Origin of the sequence: Propionibacterium acidifaciens (assembly GCF_003798325.1) — a bacterium.
Lineage (GTDB): Bacteria > Actinomycetota > Actinomycetes > Propionibacteriales > Propionibacteriaceae > Propionibacterium > Propionibacterium acidifaciens.
Map to the genome: position 1 here is coordinate 210,042 of NZ_CP033719.1, position 15,523 is coordinate 225,564.

The 15,523-nt window shown below is 70.7% G+C and carries 12 protein-coding genes, 1 tRNA gene and 1 riboswitch; of the genes, 5 read left to right on the forward strand and 8 right to left on the reverse strand.

All coding sequences use genetic code 11. The features are described 5' to 3' along the window. Positions 1-2,362: 2,362 nt before the first annotated feature. The 3 genes from EGX94_RS00885 to EGX94_RS00895 all read left to right on the forward strand — a co-directional run bounded on the left by EGX94_RS00885 (position 2,363) and on the right by EGX94_RS00895 (position 4,277). Positions 2,363-2,806, forward strand: a complete 444-nt coding sequence (locus EGX94_RS00885) for a hypothetical protein (RefSeq protein ID WP_123825777.1) — start codon at positions 2,363-2,365, stop codon at positions 2,804-2,806. 323 nt (positions 2,807-3,129) lie between these two features. After that, complete coding sequence (locus tag EGX94_RS00890) at positions 3,130-3,711, forward strand: hypothetical protein (protein ID WP_051383756.1); 582 nt, start codon at positions 3,130-3,132, stop codon at positions 3,709-3,711. 383 nt (positions 3,712-4,094) lie between these two features. Next, positions 4,095-4,277 (forward strand): hypothetical protein, encoded by a 183-nt coding sequence (locus EGX94_RS00895; protein ID WP_123825779.1) that lies wholly within the window; start codon positions 4,095-4,097, stop codon positions 4,275-4,277. Between the two features lie 10 nt (positions 4,278-4,287). On the opposite strand, the gene EGX94_RS00900 is transcribed toward EGX94_RS00895, so the two are convergent. Beyond that, on the reverse strand, positions 4,288-5,616 hold the full coding sequence (locus EGX94_RS00900) for an IS256 family transposase (RefSeq protein WP_123826409.1): 1,329 nt from the start codon (positions 5,614-5,616) through the stop codon (positions 4,288-4,290). A 194-nt stretch (positions 5,617-5,810) separates the two neighbouring features. Between EGX94_RS00900 and EGX94_RS00905 the strand changes: the two genes are divergently transcribed. Then, positions 5,811-6,524, forward strand: a complete 714-nt coding sequence (locus tag EGX94_RS00905) for a transposase (protein ID WP_021796115.1) — start codon at positions 5,811-5,813, stop codon at positions 6,522-6,524. A 103-nt stretch (positions 6,525-6,627) separates the two neighbouring features. On the opposite strand, the gene EGX94_RS00910 is transcribed toward EGX94_RS00905, so the two are convergent. From EGX94_RS00910 to otsB, 6 genes are all read right to left on the reverse strand, one after another. Next, entirely contained in the window at positions 6,628-6,999 is a 372-nt protein-coding gene (locus EGX94_RS00910; RefSeq protein WP_021796112.1) for an HAD family hydrolase, read from the reverse strand. Positions 7,000-7,155: 156 nt separating this feature from the next. Next, the gene (locus EGX94_RS00915) at positions 7,156-8,121 is read right to left on the reverse strand and encodes a hypothetical protein (protein ID WP_123825781.1); all 966 of its coding nucleotides are present in this window, start codon (positions 8,119-8,121) and stop codon (positions 7,156-7,158) included. A 671-nt stretch (positions 8,122-8,792) separates the two neighbouring features. Further along, the gene (locus tag EGX94_RS00920; protein ID WP_021796113.1) at positions 8,793-9,854 is read right to left on the reverse strand and encodes an NAD(P)H-dependent glycerol-3-phosphate dehydrogenase; all 1,062 of its coding nucleotides are present in this window, start codon (positions 9,852-9,854) and stop codon (positions 8,793-8,795) included. A gap of 69 nt (positions 9,855-9,923) precedes the next feature. Further along, positions 9,924-11,609, reverse strand: coding sequence for a ribulokinase (locus EGX94_RS00925; protein WP_021796109.1), 1,686 nt, complete (start codon positions 11,607-11,609; stop codon positions 9,924-9,926). 339 nt (positions 11,610-11,948) lie between these two features. Continuing rightward, positions 11,949-12,022 (reverse strand) — tRNA-Ile (locus tag EGX94_RS00930). A 24-nt stretch (positions 12,023-12,046) separates the two neighbouring features. Next, positions 12,047-12,934, reverse strand: coding sequence for a trehalose-phosphatase (otsB, locus tag EGX94_RS00935; RefSeq protein WP_043119897.1), 888 nt, complete (start codon positions 12,932-12,934; stop codon positions 12,047-12,049). Positions 12,935-13,129: 195 nt separating this feature from the next. Between otsB and EGX94_RS00940 the strand changes: the two genes are divergently transcribed. Further along, complete coding sequence (locus tag EGX94_RS00940; protein ID WP_043119901.1) at positions 13,130-14,539, forward strand: alpha,alpha-trehalose-phosphate synthase (UDP-forming); 1,410 nt, start codon at positions 13,130-13,132, stop codon at positions 14,537-14,539. Between the two features lie 68 nt (positions 14,540-14,607). Next, a riboswitch (cobalamin riboswitch) is annotated at positions 14,608-14,785 on the forward strand. A gap of 117 nt (positions 14,786-14,902) precedes the next feature. Here EGX94_RS00940 and EGX94_RS00945 read toward each other — a convergent pair. Next, positions 14,903-15,484: a histidine phosphatase family protein gene (locus EGX94_RS00945; RefSeq protein ID WP_081707256.1), complete on the reverse strand. Its 582-nt coding sequence runs from the start codon at positions 15,482-15,484 to the stop codon at positions 14,903-14,905. Positions 15,485-15,523 lie beyond the last annotated feature (39 nt).

Genomic DNA, 15,523 nt, shown 5'->3' on the forward strand with positions numbered 1-15,523 from the left:
CTGAACACCACGGATCGGCGGACAGGCCCGGCACGGCCACGGCCGAGGCCCCGGCGACGAGCCCGACGCGCATGCGACCGGCGATCGCGCCCCCGACGACCCCTCCCCCGGGGAGCAATCCACGACGACCGCCAGGTAGGCGAATCCCCGCCGGGCCGGACCATGCGCGACGCCGCCCACCCGCCTCATCCCGGGCGCGGCGGCGACGACGCCCCGGCCAGCCGGCCCGGCCGGCCCGGAAGATCCGGCGCCGGCACGATCCGTCCCGGCCCGTCCCCGAGGCCGACGGGCAACCGGACCCGCCGCCACCACGATCCCGCGGACCACGCCGAGCGAGAGGCCTCGACGCCGCTCCGGGCCGGCCCCGCGCGGACCCGGCGGCAACCGCAGGCCCGTTCAGAGACTCGTCGAAGAACCCGACGATGACGGCCGCCGGGTCCTCCCCCGCCGGGCCGTCGAGGACCCGGGACGGCTCCGCCGGGCGCAGCAGCCGGACCCGGATACCTCCACCCACCGGCACACGGACCGGACGGGGCGGTCGCCTCCTCCGCGGCGGATGCGGCGGCGTCCCACGCCCACCCGGACCCCCGGGCGAAGAAGACCACCGCTCCCTCCAGGAACCCGTTCCCCACGCGGGCCTCCCGGAGCCCCGCCCTCAGACGTCCGATCCCGGCGCGCCCCTCCACGGTCACGGCATCAACGCCGAGACCGGGGTACTCCCTCCGCCATCCTGCGACCCGGCCCCCGACCGCCCGCGCCACAAGACCGTACGATCCGGCCACCCCAGCCACCGGCCCGGACCCCCGGGACGACCCCGAGAACGACCCGCCCCTCAAACCCCGCACCGCATCCCGGCACCGACACGACCCAACCCCACCTCGATCACTTCCACCCACCGCCCGAAAAACACCAAACACTCCAGTCGTGCTCGTCGGGGGAGGGGGCGGTTGCGGGTCGGTTCGGTCTTGTACGGCGGGTTCAGGGCCTGGGCCGGGGCATTGTCGTGGGAGTCGCCCCTCGGATCCCGTTGAGGCGACCGCGTCGCGATCGGACAGGGTCTGCTCGTGGCGGATGGCCCGGTACTGCGCGCCGTGGTCGGGGTGGTGGATCGGCCCGGTCGGGTCGGCGCCCTGCCGTCGGTGCTGCCGGATTGCCGTGGTCGGGGCGTCCGGGGCCGGGTCGGTGCGCAGGCCGGTGGGGGCCTGCCGGTCCACGTTCCGGCGCGGGTGCGCGTCGGCGGGTGGAGGCGGCGTGCACCCGCTCCGTGAACGTGCGCGCGGAGGTGATGTCCGCCATCCGCGATTCGTTCGGTCCGGGGGTCGTGAAGTGCTGGTCCATCAGGTCTGCCGGGTGCTGCTCCCGTGGAGTGGTCCGGGCCGGTCCGGGCGGCTTCGCGCGGCGGGTGCCGTGCGGGCCCATCATGTCCCGCATGGGCCGCTCCGCGGTGCAGCGGGTCACGTGCCGGCCCGTGCGCGCGGCGGACGGCGGGGCGGTTGAGTGCCGTGCGCATCTGGCGGGCTCCCGGCGCCGAGCAGTCGGCCTCGTGGACCTTTGCGGTCCCGGTCTTGAGGGTCTCGTCGTGCACGCTCCTGGCCGACGGCGGGCGGGACCGGGCCGCGTGGAAGGCGGACGGGGGTGATCCTGACCCCGGCGCCGGTCAGCGGCTCGCGGATCGGCCAGGCCCGGGGATCCGCTCTGCTGTCATGGATGGAGGAGTCGATGACCCCTACCGGCGGCCTGGCTCCGCCCGGGCCGGAAGACGCGCTCGTCTTGCGCAGGATCTCGTCGGCCCGCCCCAGCCCGCGGTTCCCGGCCTCCAGGGCCCGGATGCGCCCGGGGCATCGGCCGTGGTGGTCCCGGCCCTCTCACCGGCGTCGGTCTCGGCCCTGGTGACCCGGGCCCGCAGCGCCTCGGGATGGACCCCCGGCTCATCGGCGACCCTCTTGACCGCCCCCTTGGGCCCGTCAGGATCCCGACGGGCCTGCACGGCCATCCTCGTGGCCCGCCCACGCAACCCGGCGGGACACTTCCTCGGGCGCACTCATGACAGTGACCCCTCCATGCATTCACTGCCCCCACCAAACCCGGGACGCAGCATCACTCCAGGCTGGTTGTCGGGTTCGGTTGGGTCTGCGGGGGTGGTCGGCTGGTGGGCGGTGGGGTTTTCCACAGGTCTTCCGGTGGTGGGGCGGGCATGGGACGATGGCGGTGTCGTGTGCTTCCCGCCCCCTGTGGAGGTTGTTCCGTGAGTCGGCGATGGTGCCGGGCTGTGGTCCTGGGTGTGTTCTGCGTGGTGGTCGTGGTGTCGGCGTGCGGCCGGCGGGGGTCTGCCGGCCCGGCGTCGTCGGCGTCGTCTGTGTCGGTGTCGGCGTCGTTGTCTCAGGACGAGTTGTACGCGGAGGCCGAGCGGGTCTACCGGGCGTATTTCGAGTTGGAGCAGCGGGCTTTTCTCGAGGGCGGGGTCAATGGTGTCCCTGTCGAGATGAACCAGTACATCATGGGTTGGTACGCGAAGTCGGAGAACACGGTCCTCGCCCAGATGGCCGAGCGTCGTGTGCGGATGCAGGAAGGGACGCGGTCGCAGTACACGGTCCTGGAGCAGGTGCCCGATGACCCGCCCTCGGATTCCCTCGTCTCCCTGAGCGTGTGCATCGACTCCACGGCGAGTCCCCTCGTCGACGCCGACGGGAATTTCGTGGCCGGCGGATACGACTTGAGCAGAGTGTTTTTTAAATATGATGTCGACGGCAAACTAAAGATCTACTCCAGCAACGAAGGAACGACTGATTCATGCGAAGAAAACTGACTTTCAGCATCATTTTAGCGGGGTGCAGTCTCGCCCACGTCGTGTTTCCCGCCATCACCTACGGGTGTGATTCTACCTCATGTTCTGACGACACGCGATCCAGGTTCGATGGTTCTGTGTCGACGTCTGATTCTGGTTCTGATTATTCGGTGTCGGCGTCGGATGCTTATCGGTCTGCCGGTGATGCCGCCGGTGCCGGTGGGTTCGTTCCGGTGGTCTCCGAGGGGCCGGGCGGGCAGTGGGCCCCGGCGGCGGCCGGGGGATGGGCCCCGGCCGGCTCCGGGGGCGGTGGGGATGCTCGTGTCGAGGAGTGCCGCCGGCTCGTGGCCGATCCCGACCCGGCCGTCACGACCAGCTGCCTCTACCCGGTCTTCCGCACCACCGGCCCGGACGCCCCGGCCGGTGGCGCCCCGGCCGCCGGCCCGGCCGTGGACCCCGCCGAGGCCGCCCGCCGGGCGATCGCCTCGCTCACCCTGACCGAGCCGGGTCTTCTTCTCGACCCGGACCCCGCCGCCAACGAGTGGGGCGCCACCGCTGTGGGGTTCCACACCTGGTTCCACGCCCCCGACCCGGGTGTTCTCCGCACCAGTGCCACTGCTGATGGCCTGACCATCGACATCACCGCCACACCCGGCATCCTCACCGTGGACACCGGCGACGGCCGCCGTCAGGCCTGTCGCCGTACGGTCCCGTACCGCAACCCGGACGGGGTCAATGCCCCGTCCCCGTACTGCGGGCACGCCTGGGAACACACCGGCGAGTACACGGTCACAGCGACCCGTACCTGGAACGTCTCATGGACCGCCGCCGGCCGGTCCGGGACCGACACCGTCACCCGGCCCGCCGGTGCTCGTGCCGTCACCGTCATCGAGCTCGTCTCCGTCCTCACCGAACCGGACCGATGACACCCGAGAGCACACGGACCGGGACCATGCGCGGGGCCCCCCGCAGCTCCAGCCGGGCGACCCCACCCGACGCCTCGAGGCCTGCTCACGGTGCCCGCGGATCCATGGAGGTTTATTCACAGCACGACAGGGCGAGACCTGACAAGGGGAAACGCTCCTGCGGACGACTCCTGTGAATAAGCTTCACTGTGTTCGCAGAGAGTGCTGCGACCAAGAGGATTATTCAAAAGGCTGTTTGTACGGCTGGCATGAAACGGAATCGTATGTTTCGTGGGTTTCCTGTGCTGTTTCGGATGCGGTGGGGGCGTGCGGGTCGGGGTCGCCCCGGAAGGAGACCGCCGTCCTGGTCGGGGGGGAGGAAGCGTTCCGACAATCATGTGCTGGTGCGGATGAAGACCGAGGCGGTCCTGCACGCCTCCCGTGGCGTCGACGTGGGCGTCATCGCTGGGATGGTCGAGCGGACGGAGAGGACCGTGCAGGAGTGGCCGGCCGAGTGGCGGGGCACCAGGATGCGCCGGGTCCCGGCCGGGCATGCGGGGAACGAGCCTGTCAATGTTTTTGTGTAAGCGGGGTTGGTTAGAGGTAGGGGTTGATGCGGTCTGGGTAGGCGGTGGTCAGCTGGGCGAGGGCTTGTTTCCAGTTGGTGGTGGTCTGGCCCTCGACGAGGCGGGGCTTGGCCCTGCGCTTGCCGGCGGGTTTGCCTCGGTCTCGTTCGCGTTCGAGAGCGCGTTTGTCCTCGATGTTGCAGATCGCCAGCCACAGTAGTTTCACGGCGGCGGTGTCGTTGGGGAAGTGTCCCCGGTTCTTGGAGACCTTGCGGAGTTGGTAGTTCAGCGACTCGATACTGTTGGCCGTGTAGATGACGCGGCGCAAGGCCGGCGGGAACGCCAGGAACGGCGTGAACCGCTCCCACGCCCTCTCCCACACTCCCACCGTGTCGGGGTAGCGGGCCCCCAGCGGCGAGGCCGCGAACTCGGCCAGAGCGGATGAAGCGGCGTCCTCGCTGGCGGCGGTGTAGACCGGCTTGAGGGCGGCGGCGACCCTCTTGCGATCCTGGTAGGCCACGAACCGCATGGAGGAGCGGATCAGGTGCACCACGCAGGTCTGGACCACCGAGTCGGGCCAGGTCGCCTCGACGGCCTCGGCCAGGCCCGTCAGCCCGTCGCAGCACACGATGAGCACGTCATTCACGCCCCTGTTGGCGAGCTCGGCGCACACATGCGCCCAGAAGGAAGCGCCCTCGTCGGCCTGCACCCAGATCCCCAGGACGTGCTTGATGCCTTCCATGTCCACCCCGACTGCGATATGGGCCGCCCGGTTGGACACCCGCCCCTGGTCGCGGATCTTGACGCGGATCGCGTCGAGGTAGATCACCGGGTAGAACTCCTCCAGCGGCCGGTCCTGCCACTCGAGGACGGCGTCGCGCACGGCATCGGTGATCTTGCTGATCGTCCCGGCGGATAGTTCCACCCCGAGCGTGGAGTCCAGGTGGTGGCGGATCTCGCGCACCGTCATCCCGCCCGCGTACAGGCTGATGATCATCGCGTCCAGCCCGTCCATTCGCCGCTGCCCCTTCCTGACCAAGCGGGGCGTGAACGACCCCGCCCGGTCGCGGGGAACCTCGATCTCGAACGAGCCGACCTCGGAGCTGATGGTCTTGGCCGTGGTGCCGTTGCGCGCGTTGCCACGGGCCACCGCGGTGGGCTCGCCCTTCTCATAGCCAAGGTGCTCGGTCAGCTCGGCGGCCAACCCGCGCTCGAGGGTCTCCTTGAGCAGCGCCGGCAACAGCCCGTCGCTGCCCGTCAGCTCCACCTGGCCGGAATCGATCCGCTCAAACAGCTCATCCAGGCCACCAGAAGCAGCAAGGTCCTCGACCACGCTGCGCCCACCAGAGCGACCAGTCATCTCATCAGTCACAGTCATCAGTATCAGTCCTTCAACGAAGGCTTACACAGACCACTGAACACGCCCCGGGGAACCAGGACGCGGCGGAACCCGCCCGCGCCCAGAAGCAGGAACCCAAGGCCATCCTGGCCCGGCCGCCCTCCCGGACGGGTGCCCGCGCCGGGTTCCGGGACGCCCCGGCCCTGCGCGAGGTCGTGAAGACCCTGTCCGACGCCGAACACCAGTCGGACCCCTCCCACCGGCTGCTCCCGCCCCTGTGCGGGCCGAACCCCGAACCGCCCGACCCGTTCGACAAGCACCGCAACGAGAAAGCCACCACCAGACGCGCGGCCGAGGCGACGACCCGAGTCAAGGCCCTGTTGGACGCCGGCTGGAAGGTCTACACGGCAGACGAGGCCCGCCCCGAGCACGAGGCCCGGACCCGCCGCATGCAGCCCCCGAAAGGACAACGCACCAGACCGTCCGTGGACCGGCAGAAGACGTCCCAGTCCTTCCCCGGCGCGCTCTCCCCGACCAGCAGAACAGTCACGCCGTACCCGACCGAGCAGAACCAGAACACCTGGCAGACAATCCTCGCACCGGGCCGGCTCCAACGAGAAACCGAGGCCGGCAAGACCGCGGTCGTCCCGGACAACGCACGATCCCACCACGCGAAAGCATTGACCGCCCTCCACGAGCCCGGCCGGCTGCTGGAACGCATCACACCGATCCATCCGCCGCCGTACGCGCCCGACCACAACCCGGCCGAGCACGTCCAGAACGCGGCCAAGAACAACACCGCCACCATCCAGCACGAGACCCCCGAAGAAACCCTCGGAGCATCCGCCCCATACATCGCCGGCCGCACCGTCGACTACGACTTCGAGCACCTCCCACCCCGCGAAACCAGAAACGATCCTGCTCCATGACAGCCATATTTGCACAGGGTTAAATCAGGGTAACCCGCACAAAAATCCAGGGTTATCTGACCTGCTGAGTTAACGCCCCCTGCCCGGCCGGGCGGTTCACAGGCTAGCCGATCGACGACGTCCCGCCGCCCGCCAGCCGGTCGGCCAGGGAACCGAGCCAGGCGGCGATCCCGGCCGGCCCGGCGCACAGCACGTCGGCCCGCTCGGCCAGGACGGGCACCTCGACCGAACCCGAGACCACCACCGCGCCAGGACGACCCTCGCCGCGCCAGGCGCGCACCGCGTCGAAGCCCGCGTCGAAGCCCGCGATGTCGCCGGCGTCGTCGCCGCAGAAGGCCAGCGCCGCAGGCAGCGGCCTGGCATCCCCGGGATGCTCAACGATCGGCACCGGCGCCCCGTCGAAGTCGAAGCACAGCACCGAACGCCCCGGTGAGGCGAGAATCGCCTGCTGGAGGCGCAGGGCCCGGCCCATCATAGGCGCACGGCGGGGTTCTGCGAGGCGTACGAACTGCTCATTGGTTCACTGGAGTGCAGATGGGCACAGCAGGCGCGATCGAATACGTCCGCAGAACCCGATCCCGAAGATCAACGAGACACTCAACTCCCGCACGATGGACGAGGAATCATCCGATCACATCCAAGGATTGGCATAGACCTCATAGCTGGCGTAGTCAGCATGCATCGCAAAATCATTGACCTCGAACGTCGATTGCGTACCCACGGTCAAATCGGAGTCGATGAATCCGTCGAACCCGCCGACGAGTTTTCCATCGGCATCCTTGAGCACGACGACGATCATCGGCATGCGATAGGTGTCGCCCTCCTCATTGAGAGTGATCTCCCCGGTGGCGGTGATCATGCCGTACGGGTTGGTGTTCACGGTCGTGTTCGTGATCGTGTAGAGGTTCTCGGGCACACCATCGCTCTTGATCCAGTCGCTGTCGTCAACGCTCACCGTGATCTCGACGGTGTCCGACTCCAGTGAATCCCCGTTGCCCGCCTGACTCGCCCAGAAGGTGGTGGTCCCCGGCTCGATGTCACCGATCGTCCAGTCGTCCGAGAACCGGATGGAGCCATCGGTGGTCTTGCCCACGATGTTGACATGGGCGAAGAGCGCCTTGTAGTCAGTGTTGGTGTTCTGGATCTCAAGCACGTACTTCACATACCCGCTGGAGAGGGAGTAGTTGGAGTCCACCACCGTCAGAGGCTGAATGTCATTCCTGCCCTGCTCACGGGGCTGGGAACCCGAACCGGCGGTGACCGTACCACTACTGCTCGAACCCGAGCCCGGCCCGTTCATGAACGCCCCGATCAGCGCGAGAACAACGGCGGCGATGACGATCCAGAACCACACCCGCTTGTAGACGGGCCTCTTCTGCGGGGGCTGGGGAGGGAAACCGCCCTGCTGAGGCGGGTACGGCGGAACCCCACCCGAATACCCGCCGTTGCAGGGCGGAACCCCGCCGCCCTGCGCCGGGAAGGCGTTGGCGTAGGCGGGGACCCCGCCGGGCTGAGGGGGAATACCGCCGGGCTGGGCCGAATGATCTCCGTTGCCGGGAGTCTGGCTCCCGTCCTGAGGCCCCTGGTTGACGGTCATTGCGCACACTCCTTAGTGCTGCTTGGCGCTGCGATCGGGCGAGTAGACGACCGGGGGTACACCTTTACCCCTAGGGGAACCTATCGTTCTACCCCTAGGGGAAGCTGTGGGCGACCGGGACTTCGCTGTGGACGGCCGACTGAAGCTGTGATCATCCTTGGAACCGGACGGCCGCGAACTCCCCGCGCGGCACACCGTTCTCCTGCTCGACGCGCCGAGGTCGATCCATCCGTCCGCGCGCACGCACGGGGATCGCCCCGGTTCCCGGCCTGGACACTCGGCTCGACGGCACCGATCATGCGCGCAGGAGGACGGGGCGACGTTGTGTCCAGCGTCGCGGGATCCCGCAGCCGGGCCGCACGCGCAGCCGGACCGCAGGCGGCGCCAGTCCCTGCGGCCCCGAGACCGGGACCGCAGGCGCGTCGGCGCCCGGCCAGGGCCTCTATCACCCACCCGGCATCGCCGTGTCGCCGATCTTGCACCCGCGCGCTGGACGGACCTCGACGGCAATTTCTACCGGCGCACGGTCTGAGGCTCGCACCCGCGCGCAGCACGAGGGACCCGTCGCACCCGTGCACGAAGGGCCCCCTGAGCGCGCCCGCTCGTCCTCGTCACTGCCCCGTGTCCTCCGCGCTCCGCGGCCGAGAGCGGGGGCGGCACCGGGACCGCGGCTACCTCAGGTCGCGGAAGAACTCGTCCCAGGGCATCTCCAGCGGCGCGTCCCGGGCCACCACCGAATGGAGGAAGCGGCACAGCGGATACTCGTCCGCCCCGATGACCCCGCGCTCGGTCAACGGCCCGAGGGCCCCGCCGATGACCCCGATGGCGGCGACGCCCTCGAGGGTCACGCCCTTCATGCGCTGCTCCCGCACCTCGGAGAACGGGATGCCCTCGCCGACGAAGGCGCCCGCCCGCACATTGCGCCCGCCCATCGAGGTGACGAACATGTCGCCCACCCCGCCCAGACCGTCGCCTGTCTCGGGGTCGCCGCCCATGAGCGCGATGAAGGAGCGCAGCTCCTTCTGCCCCTGGGCGAAGACGGCGGCGCCGTAGTTGTACATGACGTAGCGGTCGTCCTGCTTGCCGGCCCTGCGCAGCAGCCCCTGCGCGAAGCCGGCGGCGAAGGCGTAGACGTTCTTCGTCGCCGCGCCGGTCTCGTGCCCGACGAAGTCCGTGGACGTCCACACGTGGTAGTGGGCGGTGCGGAAGAGCCCCGCGAGCTGCTCGAGGTCGGCCCTGTCCTGGCCGCAGAAGACGACGCAGGTGTCGTGGTGGACGGCCACCTCGCCGGCGATGGAGGGGCCGACGACGGCGTTCCACGAGACCTGCTCGGCCAACCGGGGGTCGAAGTAGGAGCGCAGCACGTCGGGCAGGATGTGCAGCGTGCCGTCCTCGTCGGCGCGCATGCCCTTCGTGACGCACAGGAGCTTCTGCCCGGGCCGCATGAGCCGTGCCAGCTGCTCGCCGGCCCACTCGATGCCGAAGGAGTTCACGCCGCACAGGACGACGTCGGCGTCGGCGATGGCCTCGTCGGCGTCCTCGAGCTGGAAGGCGCGGACGCCGTCGTTGACCCTGAGCCCCAGGTCGGGGTGCACCCCGGTCCGCTGGATCGAGTCGATGATCTCGCGGTCCAGGAAGGTCCCGACGAGACGGACGTCGTGGCCGTTCTCGGAGATGGGGAAGGACAGGGCGGTGGCCATGACTCCCGAGCCCAGTGCGGCGATCCTTGCCATGTCAGTGATGTCCCTTCGCGTCGTGTCGTTCTCGTGTCGTGTGCGGTGGTCGATCGTGTGCGGCGGCTCTCATGCGCCGGCCGGTGCGCGGTCCCGGAAGATGCGGGCGCGGATCTCCTTGAGACGGTGCATCGGGCTGACTCCGTTGTAGCGCCCGAAGAGGTCGTGCAGCTCCTTGTAAATGTCGTAGAGGGCGTCGTACTGCTCCGAGACCGTCTCGCGGGGCACGTAGGCGTTGCGCTCGACGGAGGCCATGGCGTCGGCCGCGACGAACACGTCGGGGTGGACGCCAGCCGCCACCGCGGCGAAGACGGCCGCCCCGAGGGCGCCGGTCTGCTCGGCGAGCGAGAGGGAGATGGGCCGGCGGGTGATGTCGGCCAGCAGCTGCATGTAGGTGGTGTTCCTCAGCAGGCCCCCGGCGGCGACGATCTCGTCGACCCCGATGCCGTGCTCCTCGAAGTTCTCGATGATGACGCGGCAGCCGAAGGCGGTGGCCTCCAGCAGCGCCCGGTAGACGTCCTCGGGGCGGGTCGCGAGCGTCTGGCCCAGGACGAGGCCCGACAGCCGTGCGTCGGCGAGGATCGACCGGTTGCCGTTGTGCCAGTCGAGCGCGACGAGGCCGTGCTCGCCGATCTCCTGGCCGCTCGCCTTCTCGACGAGGAGCTCGTGCGCCGACAGCCCCCGGGCGGCGGCCTCGCGCTCGTACTCGGCGGGCACGCAGTGGTCGACGAACCAGGCGAAGATGTCGCCGACGGCCGTCTGGCCCGCCTCGAAGCCCCATGAGCCGTCGACGGCGCCGCCGTCGACGATCCCGAAGACGCCCGGGCAGTCGTGGTACTGCCGGTCGTTGAGGACGTAGCAGGAGGAGGTGCCGAGGATCGCCGTGAGCTGACCCGGGCGGACGGCGTTGGCGCCGGCCACGACGACATGGGCGTCGATGTTCCCGGCGGCCACGGAGATGCCCTCGGGCAGGCCCATGAGTTCGGCGAACTCGGCCGTGAGGCCGCCGACCCGCCCGCCGAGCGGGATGACCGGGTAGTCCATCCTGTCCTCGTAGACGGAGCCGAAGCCGGGTCGGACCGCCTCGAGGTACTCGCGTGAGGGGTACGAGCCGTCCTGGAGCATCCGTTTGTATCCGGAGTCGCCGGCGGCTGCCGTGAGCGTGCCCGTCAGGCGCCAAGTGAGCCAGTCGACGAGGTCGACAACGACGTCGGCGGCGGCGTAGGTCTGCGGAGCCATCTCGAAGACCTCGAGCACCTTCGGCAGGAGCAGTTCGGAGGAGAGCACGCCGCCGTAGCGGGCGAGCCACGGCTCGCGGCGGGCCTCGGCGATCTTCACCAGCCGCGTGGCCTGGTTCTGGGCGCCGTGGTGCTTCCACAGCTTGACGTAGGCGTGGATGTCGTTCTCGAAGCCGGGCTTCTCGCACAGCGGCGTGCCGTGCCGGTCGGTGAGGAGCACGGTCGCCGAGGTGGCGTCGATGCCGATCCCGACGATGTCGGACGCCTCGACGCCGGCCGTCCCGACGGCCGCGGGGACGGACCGGCGCAGCACCTCGACGTAGTCGCGGGGGTCCTGGAGCGCGAACTCGGGCGGCAACGAGCGGCCGTCGCCCGCCGTGAGAGCGGTGTCCATGACACCGTGCGGGTACTCGGTGACGTGGGTGCCGAGCTGTTCGCCGGTCGCGGCGTCCACGACGACGGCGCGCCCGGACAGGGTGCCGAAGTCGATGCCGAGGACGTACGTGCCACTGCTCATCGGAGCCTCCTGGTACTGGTGGATCCGGCCCGGGCGGCGGTGCCCGGGATCCCGACCCCGACCGAACGCCGCCCGCGGCGGCGTCGCCGCGGACCGGCCGGCCGGGGATCGGATCGTGCATCGTCGGGCCCCATCATGACCCAGTGGAGGGCCCCGTGTTAAGGAGCGCTCGGCGCCCCGGAAGGATTCAGGGGACGAACCGGGGTGCCGGGCGCTCTCCGGAGGGCCGCCTCCGAACGCCGCCCCGGCGGCCGGCACCTGCTGTCACTCGGCACCTGCCGCCACGGGGACGGTCGAGCCGGCGGGCACGGCACGTGGAACGGACCGACCGCGCGGCGGTGGGGCGTGTGGGGCTCGAACCCACGACCCAGGGATTATGAGTCCCCTGCTCTGACCTGCTGAGCTAACGCCCCCTGCCCGGCCGGGCGGTTCACAGGCTAGCCGATCGACGACGGTCCGCCGGCCGCCAGCCGGTCGGCCAGGGAACCGAGCCAGGCGGCGATCCCGGCCGGCCCGGCGCACAGCACGTCGGCCCGCTCGGCCAGGACGGGTACCTCGACCGAGCCCGAGACCACCACCGCCCCAGGACGACCCTCGCCGCGCCAGGCGCGCACCGCGTCGAAGCCCGCGATGTCGCCGGCGTCGTCGCCGCAGAAGGCCAGCGCCGTCGGCTCGAACTCGCCGACGAGCCCGCGCACCGCGTCGCCCTTGGTCAGGGCGCTGGAGCGCAGCTCGACGACGTTGCGGCCGGGCTCGACGACGAGCCCCAGCTCGTCGGCCAGGGCCCGCAGCCCCGGCTCGAGCGCCCCCAGGGCGGCGGCCGGATCGGCGCACGAGCGGGTGTGAACGCCCACGGCGAGGCCCTTGTCCTCCAGGCGCGCGCCCTCGACCGGCTCGCCGGCGGCGGCCGCCCCCTCGACGAGGGCGCCGATCCGCTCGACGGCCTGTCCGATGCTCGCCGGCCGATCCGGCGCGACGACCCGGCCGCTCGCGCCGTCCCAGCGCTCGGCGCCGTACTGGCCGTAGACGCGCAGCCCCCGCGCATTCGTGAGGCGGTCGAGGCCGCCCAGCTCCAGGACCGTGCGCACGGGACGGCCGGTGACGACGGCGATGCAGCCGAGCCGGGCGGCCAGCGCGTCGACGGCGTCCAGTGCGGCCGGAAGCGGCCGGGCGTCCTCGGGATGCTCGACGATCGGAGCGAGCGTGCCGTCGAAGTCGAGGCAGAGCACCGAACGCCCTGGTGAGGCGAGAATCTCCGCCCGAGTTCGCCGCGCCCAGTCGGTCCGAGGCTGAACAAGGGGATTCGGGAACTGCTGAGCGCTCATGGCACCACTGTGCCAGAGAGGGCGCCGACGCGCCGCCGGCCGGTCCGTCCGGGCTTCGGGGGAACGGGATCTGGCGAGGGACTTGTATCCTGGGCCCAAGCGGTTGAAGCCAGGGAGGTCTTCGCAATGACAATCGGCCCGACGAGCAGCCCTGTGAGCAGCGCCCCGGCTCCGGCCACGGCGGGTCCGGCCGACATGGGGGTTCGGGGTGACGCCCGGTTCGTCGTCGTCGCCAACCGCCTGCCGGTCGACCGCCGGACGAACGACGACGGCTCGCAGGGCTGGGCGGCCTCCCCCGGCGGCCTCGTGACCGCCCTCATCCCCGTCATGAAGGAGCACGGCGGCACCTGGGTGGGCTGGGGTGGCTCGGCCGACGAGACCATCGAGCCCTTCGCCTTCGACGGTTTCGGCGTCCACCCCGTGCCGCTGAGCGCCGAGGAGGTCGCCGAGTACTACGAGGGCATGTCGAACACCACCTTCTGGCCGCTCTACCACGACTGCGTCGCGCACCCCGAGTACCACCGCGAGTGGTGGGAGTCGTACATGCGGGTCAACGAGCGCTTCGCCGCCGCGGCCGCCGAGGTGGCCGCCCCCGGCGCCACCGTGTGGGTCCAGGACTACCAGCTGCAGAACGTCCCCGAGCTGCTGCGCGAGATGCGCCCCGACCTGCGCATCGGCTTCTTCCTCCACATCCCGTTCCCGCCGTCCGAGCTGTTCCGGCAGCTCCCCTGGCGCGCCCAGGTGATCCAGGGCCTGCTCGGCGCCGACCTCATCGGCTTCCAGGAGGCCAACTCCGCCCACAACTTCACGAGCCTGTCCCGCATGATCACGAGCGGGCGGCCGCGCCGCGGCGAGATCCACCTGCCCGACGGGCGCATGGTCATCGCCCGCGACTACCCGATCTCCATCGACGCGCAGGAGATGCTCAACCTGTCGCGCAGCCCGCAGGTGCGCGAGGAGGCGGCCCAGCTGCGCGCCGACCTGGGCGACCCCGAGCACATCTTCCTCGGCGTCGACCGGCTCGACTACACCAAGGGCCTGCGCCGGAGGGTGCGCGCCTTCGGCGAGCTGTTCACCTCCGGCCAGCTCGACCCCGAGCGCAACGTCTACCTCCAGGTGGCCACGCCGACCCGCGAGAAAGTCGCGCAGTACAAGGCGCTGCGCTCCCAGCTGGACGAGATGGTCGGGCGCATCAACTCCTCAGTGGGACGCATCGGCCGCAGCCCCATCGAGTACCGCCACTCCAGCTACCCGAAGACGACCCTCGCCGCCATGTACCGCGCGGCCGACGTCGCCGTCGTCACCCCGCTGCGCGACGGCATGAACCTCGTGGCCAAGGAGTACATCGCCGCGCACGACTCCGACGCCGGGGCCCTCGTGCTCAGCGAGTTCGCGGGCGCGGCCATCCAGCTCAAGCAGGCCTATCTCGTCAACCCCTACGACCTCAACGGCATGAAGAACCAGCTGCTGCGCGCCAGCGGCGACGACCTCGCCAACCACGCACGCCGCATGCGGGCGATGCGCAAGCAGGTCTTCACGCACGACATCGAGGAGTGGGCCTCGAACTTCCTGCGCGACCTGGGCGTCACCACCGAGCGCGCCTGAGCAACCCGGGACGGCCCGCAGACCGCCGGCACCGCTCGGATGACCGGGCCCTTGTGGCCCGCCCGCGGTGTACTAAGGTCTGTCTGGTCAGCCGGCGACGGCTGATGCCGCGTTCCCAGCGAAGCCGGTGCGAATCCGGCGCTGTCCCGCAACGGTGATGGGGCCCCCGGGCCCCGAGCCCGGTCGCCTGAACGCGGCGGCAATCGACTCCCGGTCGAGGAGAGCGGCCCGAGCCGTTCCTCCCGACCCCGCTGTGCGAAGGACGGCCCGGTGATCGACGATCGCACCCGATGCGCGGGCGCCCTGCGCAGGCGGCCCGCGCCCCCGTCGGTCCCGCCCCCGGGCGGGCGGCCGCCGGCCCTCTCAGACGGGCAGCGCCTGCTGCCCGGGCACCCAGCTCAGATAGGCCACCTGGCCGTGGTGCAGGCGGTTCCAGCGCACCCGGCGGTGGTCGAGGCCGGCGAGCATCGAGGTGAAGCAGCAGCCCATGTCGGAGTGGCCTACCACGATGACGCGCTCGGCGGCCCCCGCGGCGATCTGCTCGCAGAAGACGCGCAGCCTCGCGTACACGTCGACGATCGACTCCCCTCCGCCCCAGCGCACCTCCGTGACGTCCAGGCCCGGCGGTGTCTTCTCGGCGACGAGCGTCCCGGGCTCGGCGCCGTCGAAGCGCCCGTGGTTCTGCTCGCGCAGCAGCCCCGTCGTCCTCACCGGCAGCCCCGTCCGCAGGGCGATCTGCTCGGCTGTCCGACGGGCGCGCACCATGTCGGAGCTCCACAGGGCGTCGGCTCCCCAGTCGGTGAGCTCCCGCGCCGCCGCACGCGCCTGGGTCCGGCCGCGGGCCGTGAGGTCGGGCCCCAGCTGCCCGCCGAGCACGCGTCCGCCGAGATTGCCCTCGGACTCGCCGTGCCGCACCAGTGCGAACTCCACACGCCCACGCCTCATGCCGGCAGCCTAACCGGAGCGTGGCGGCCATGACCGGGC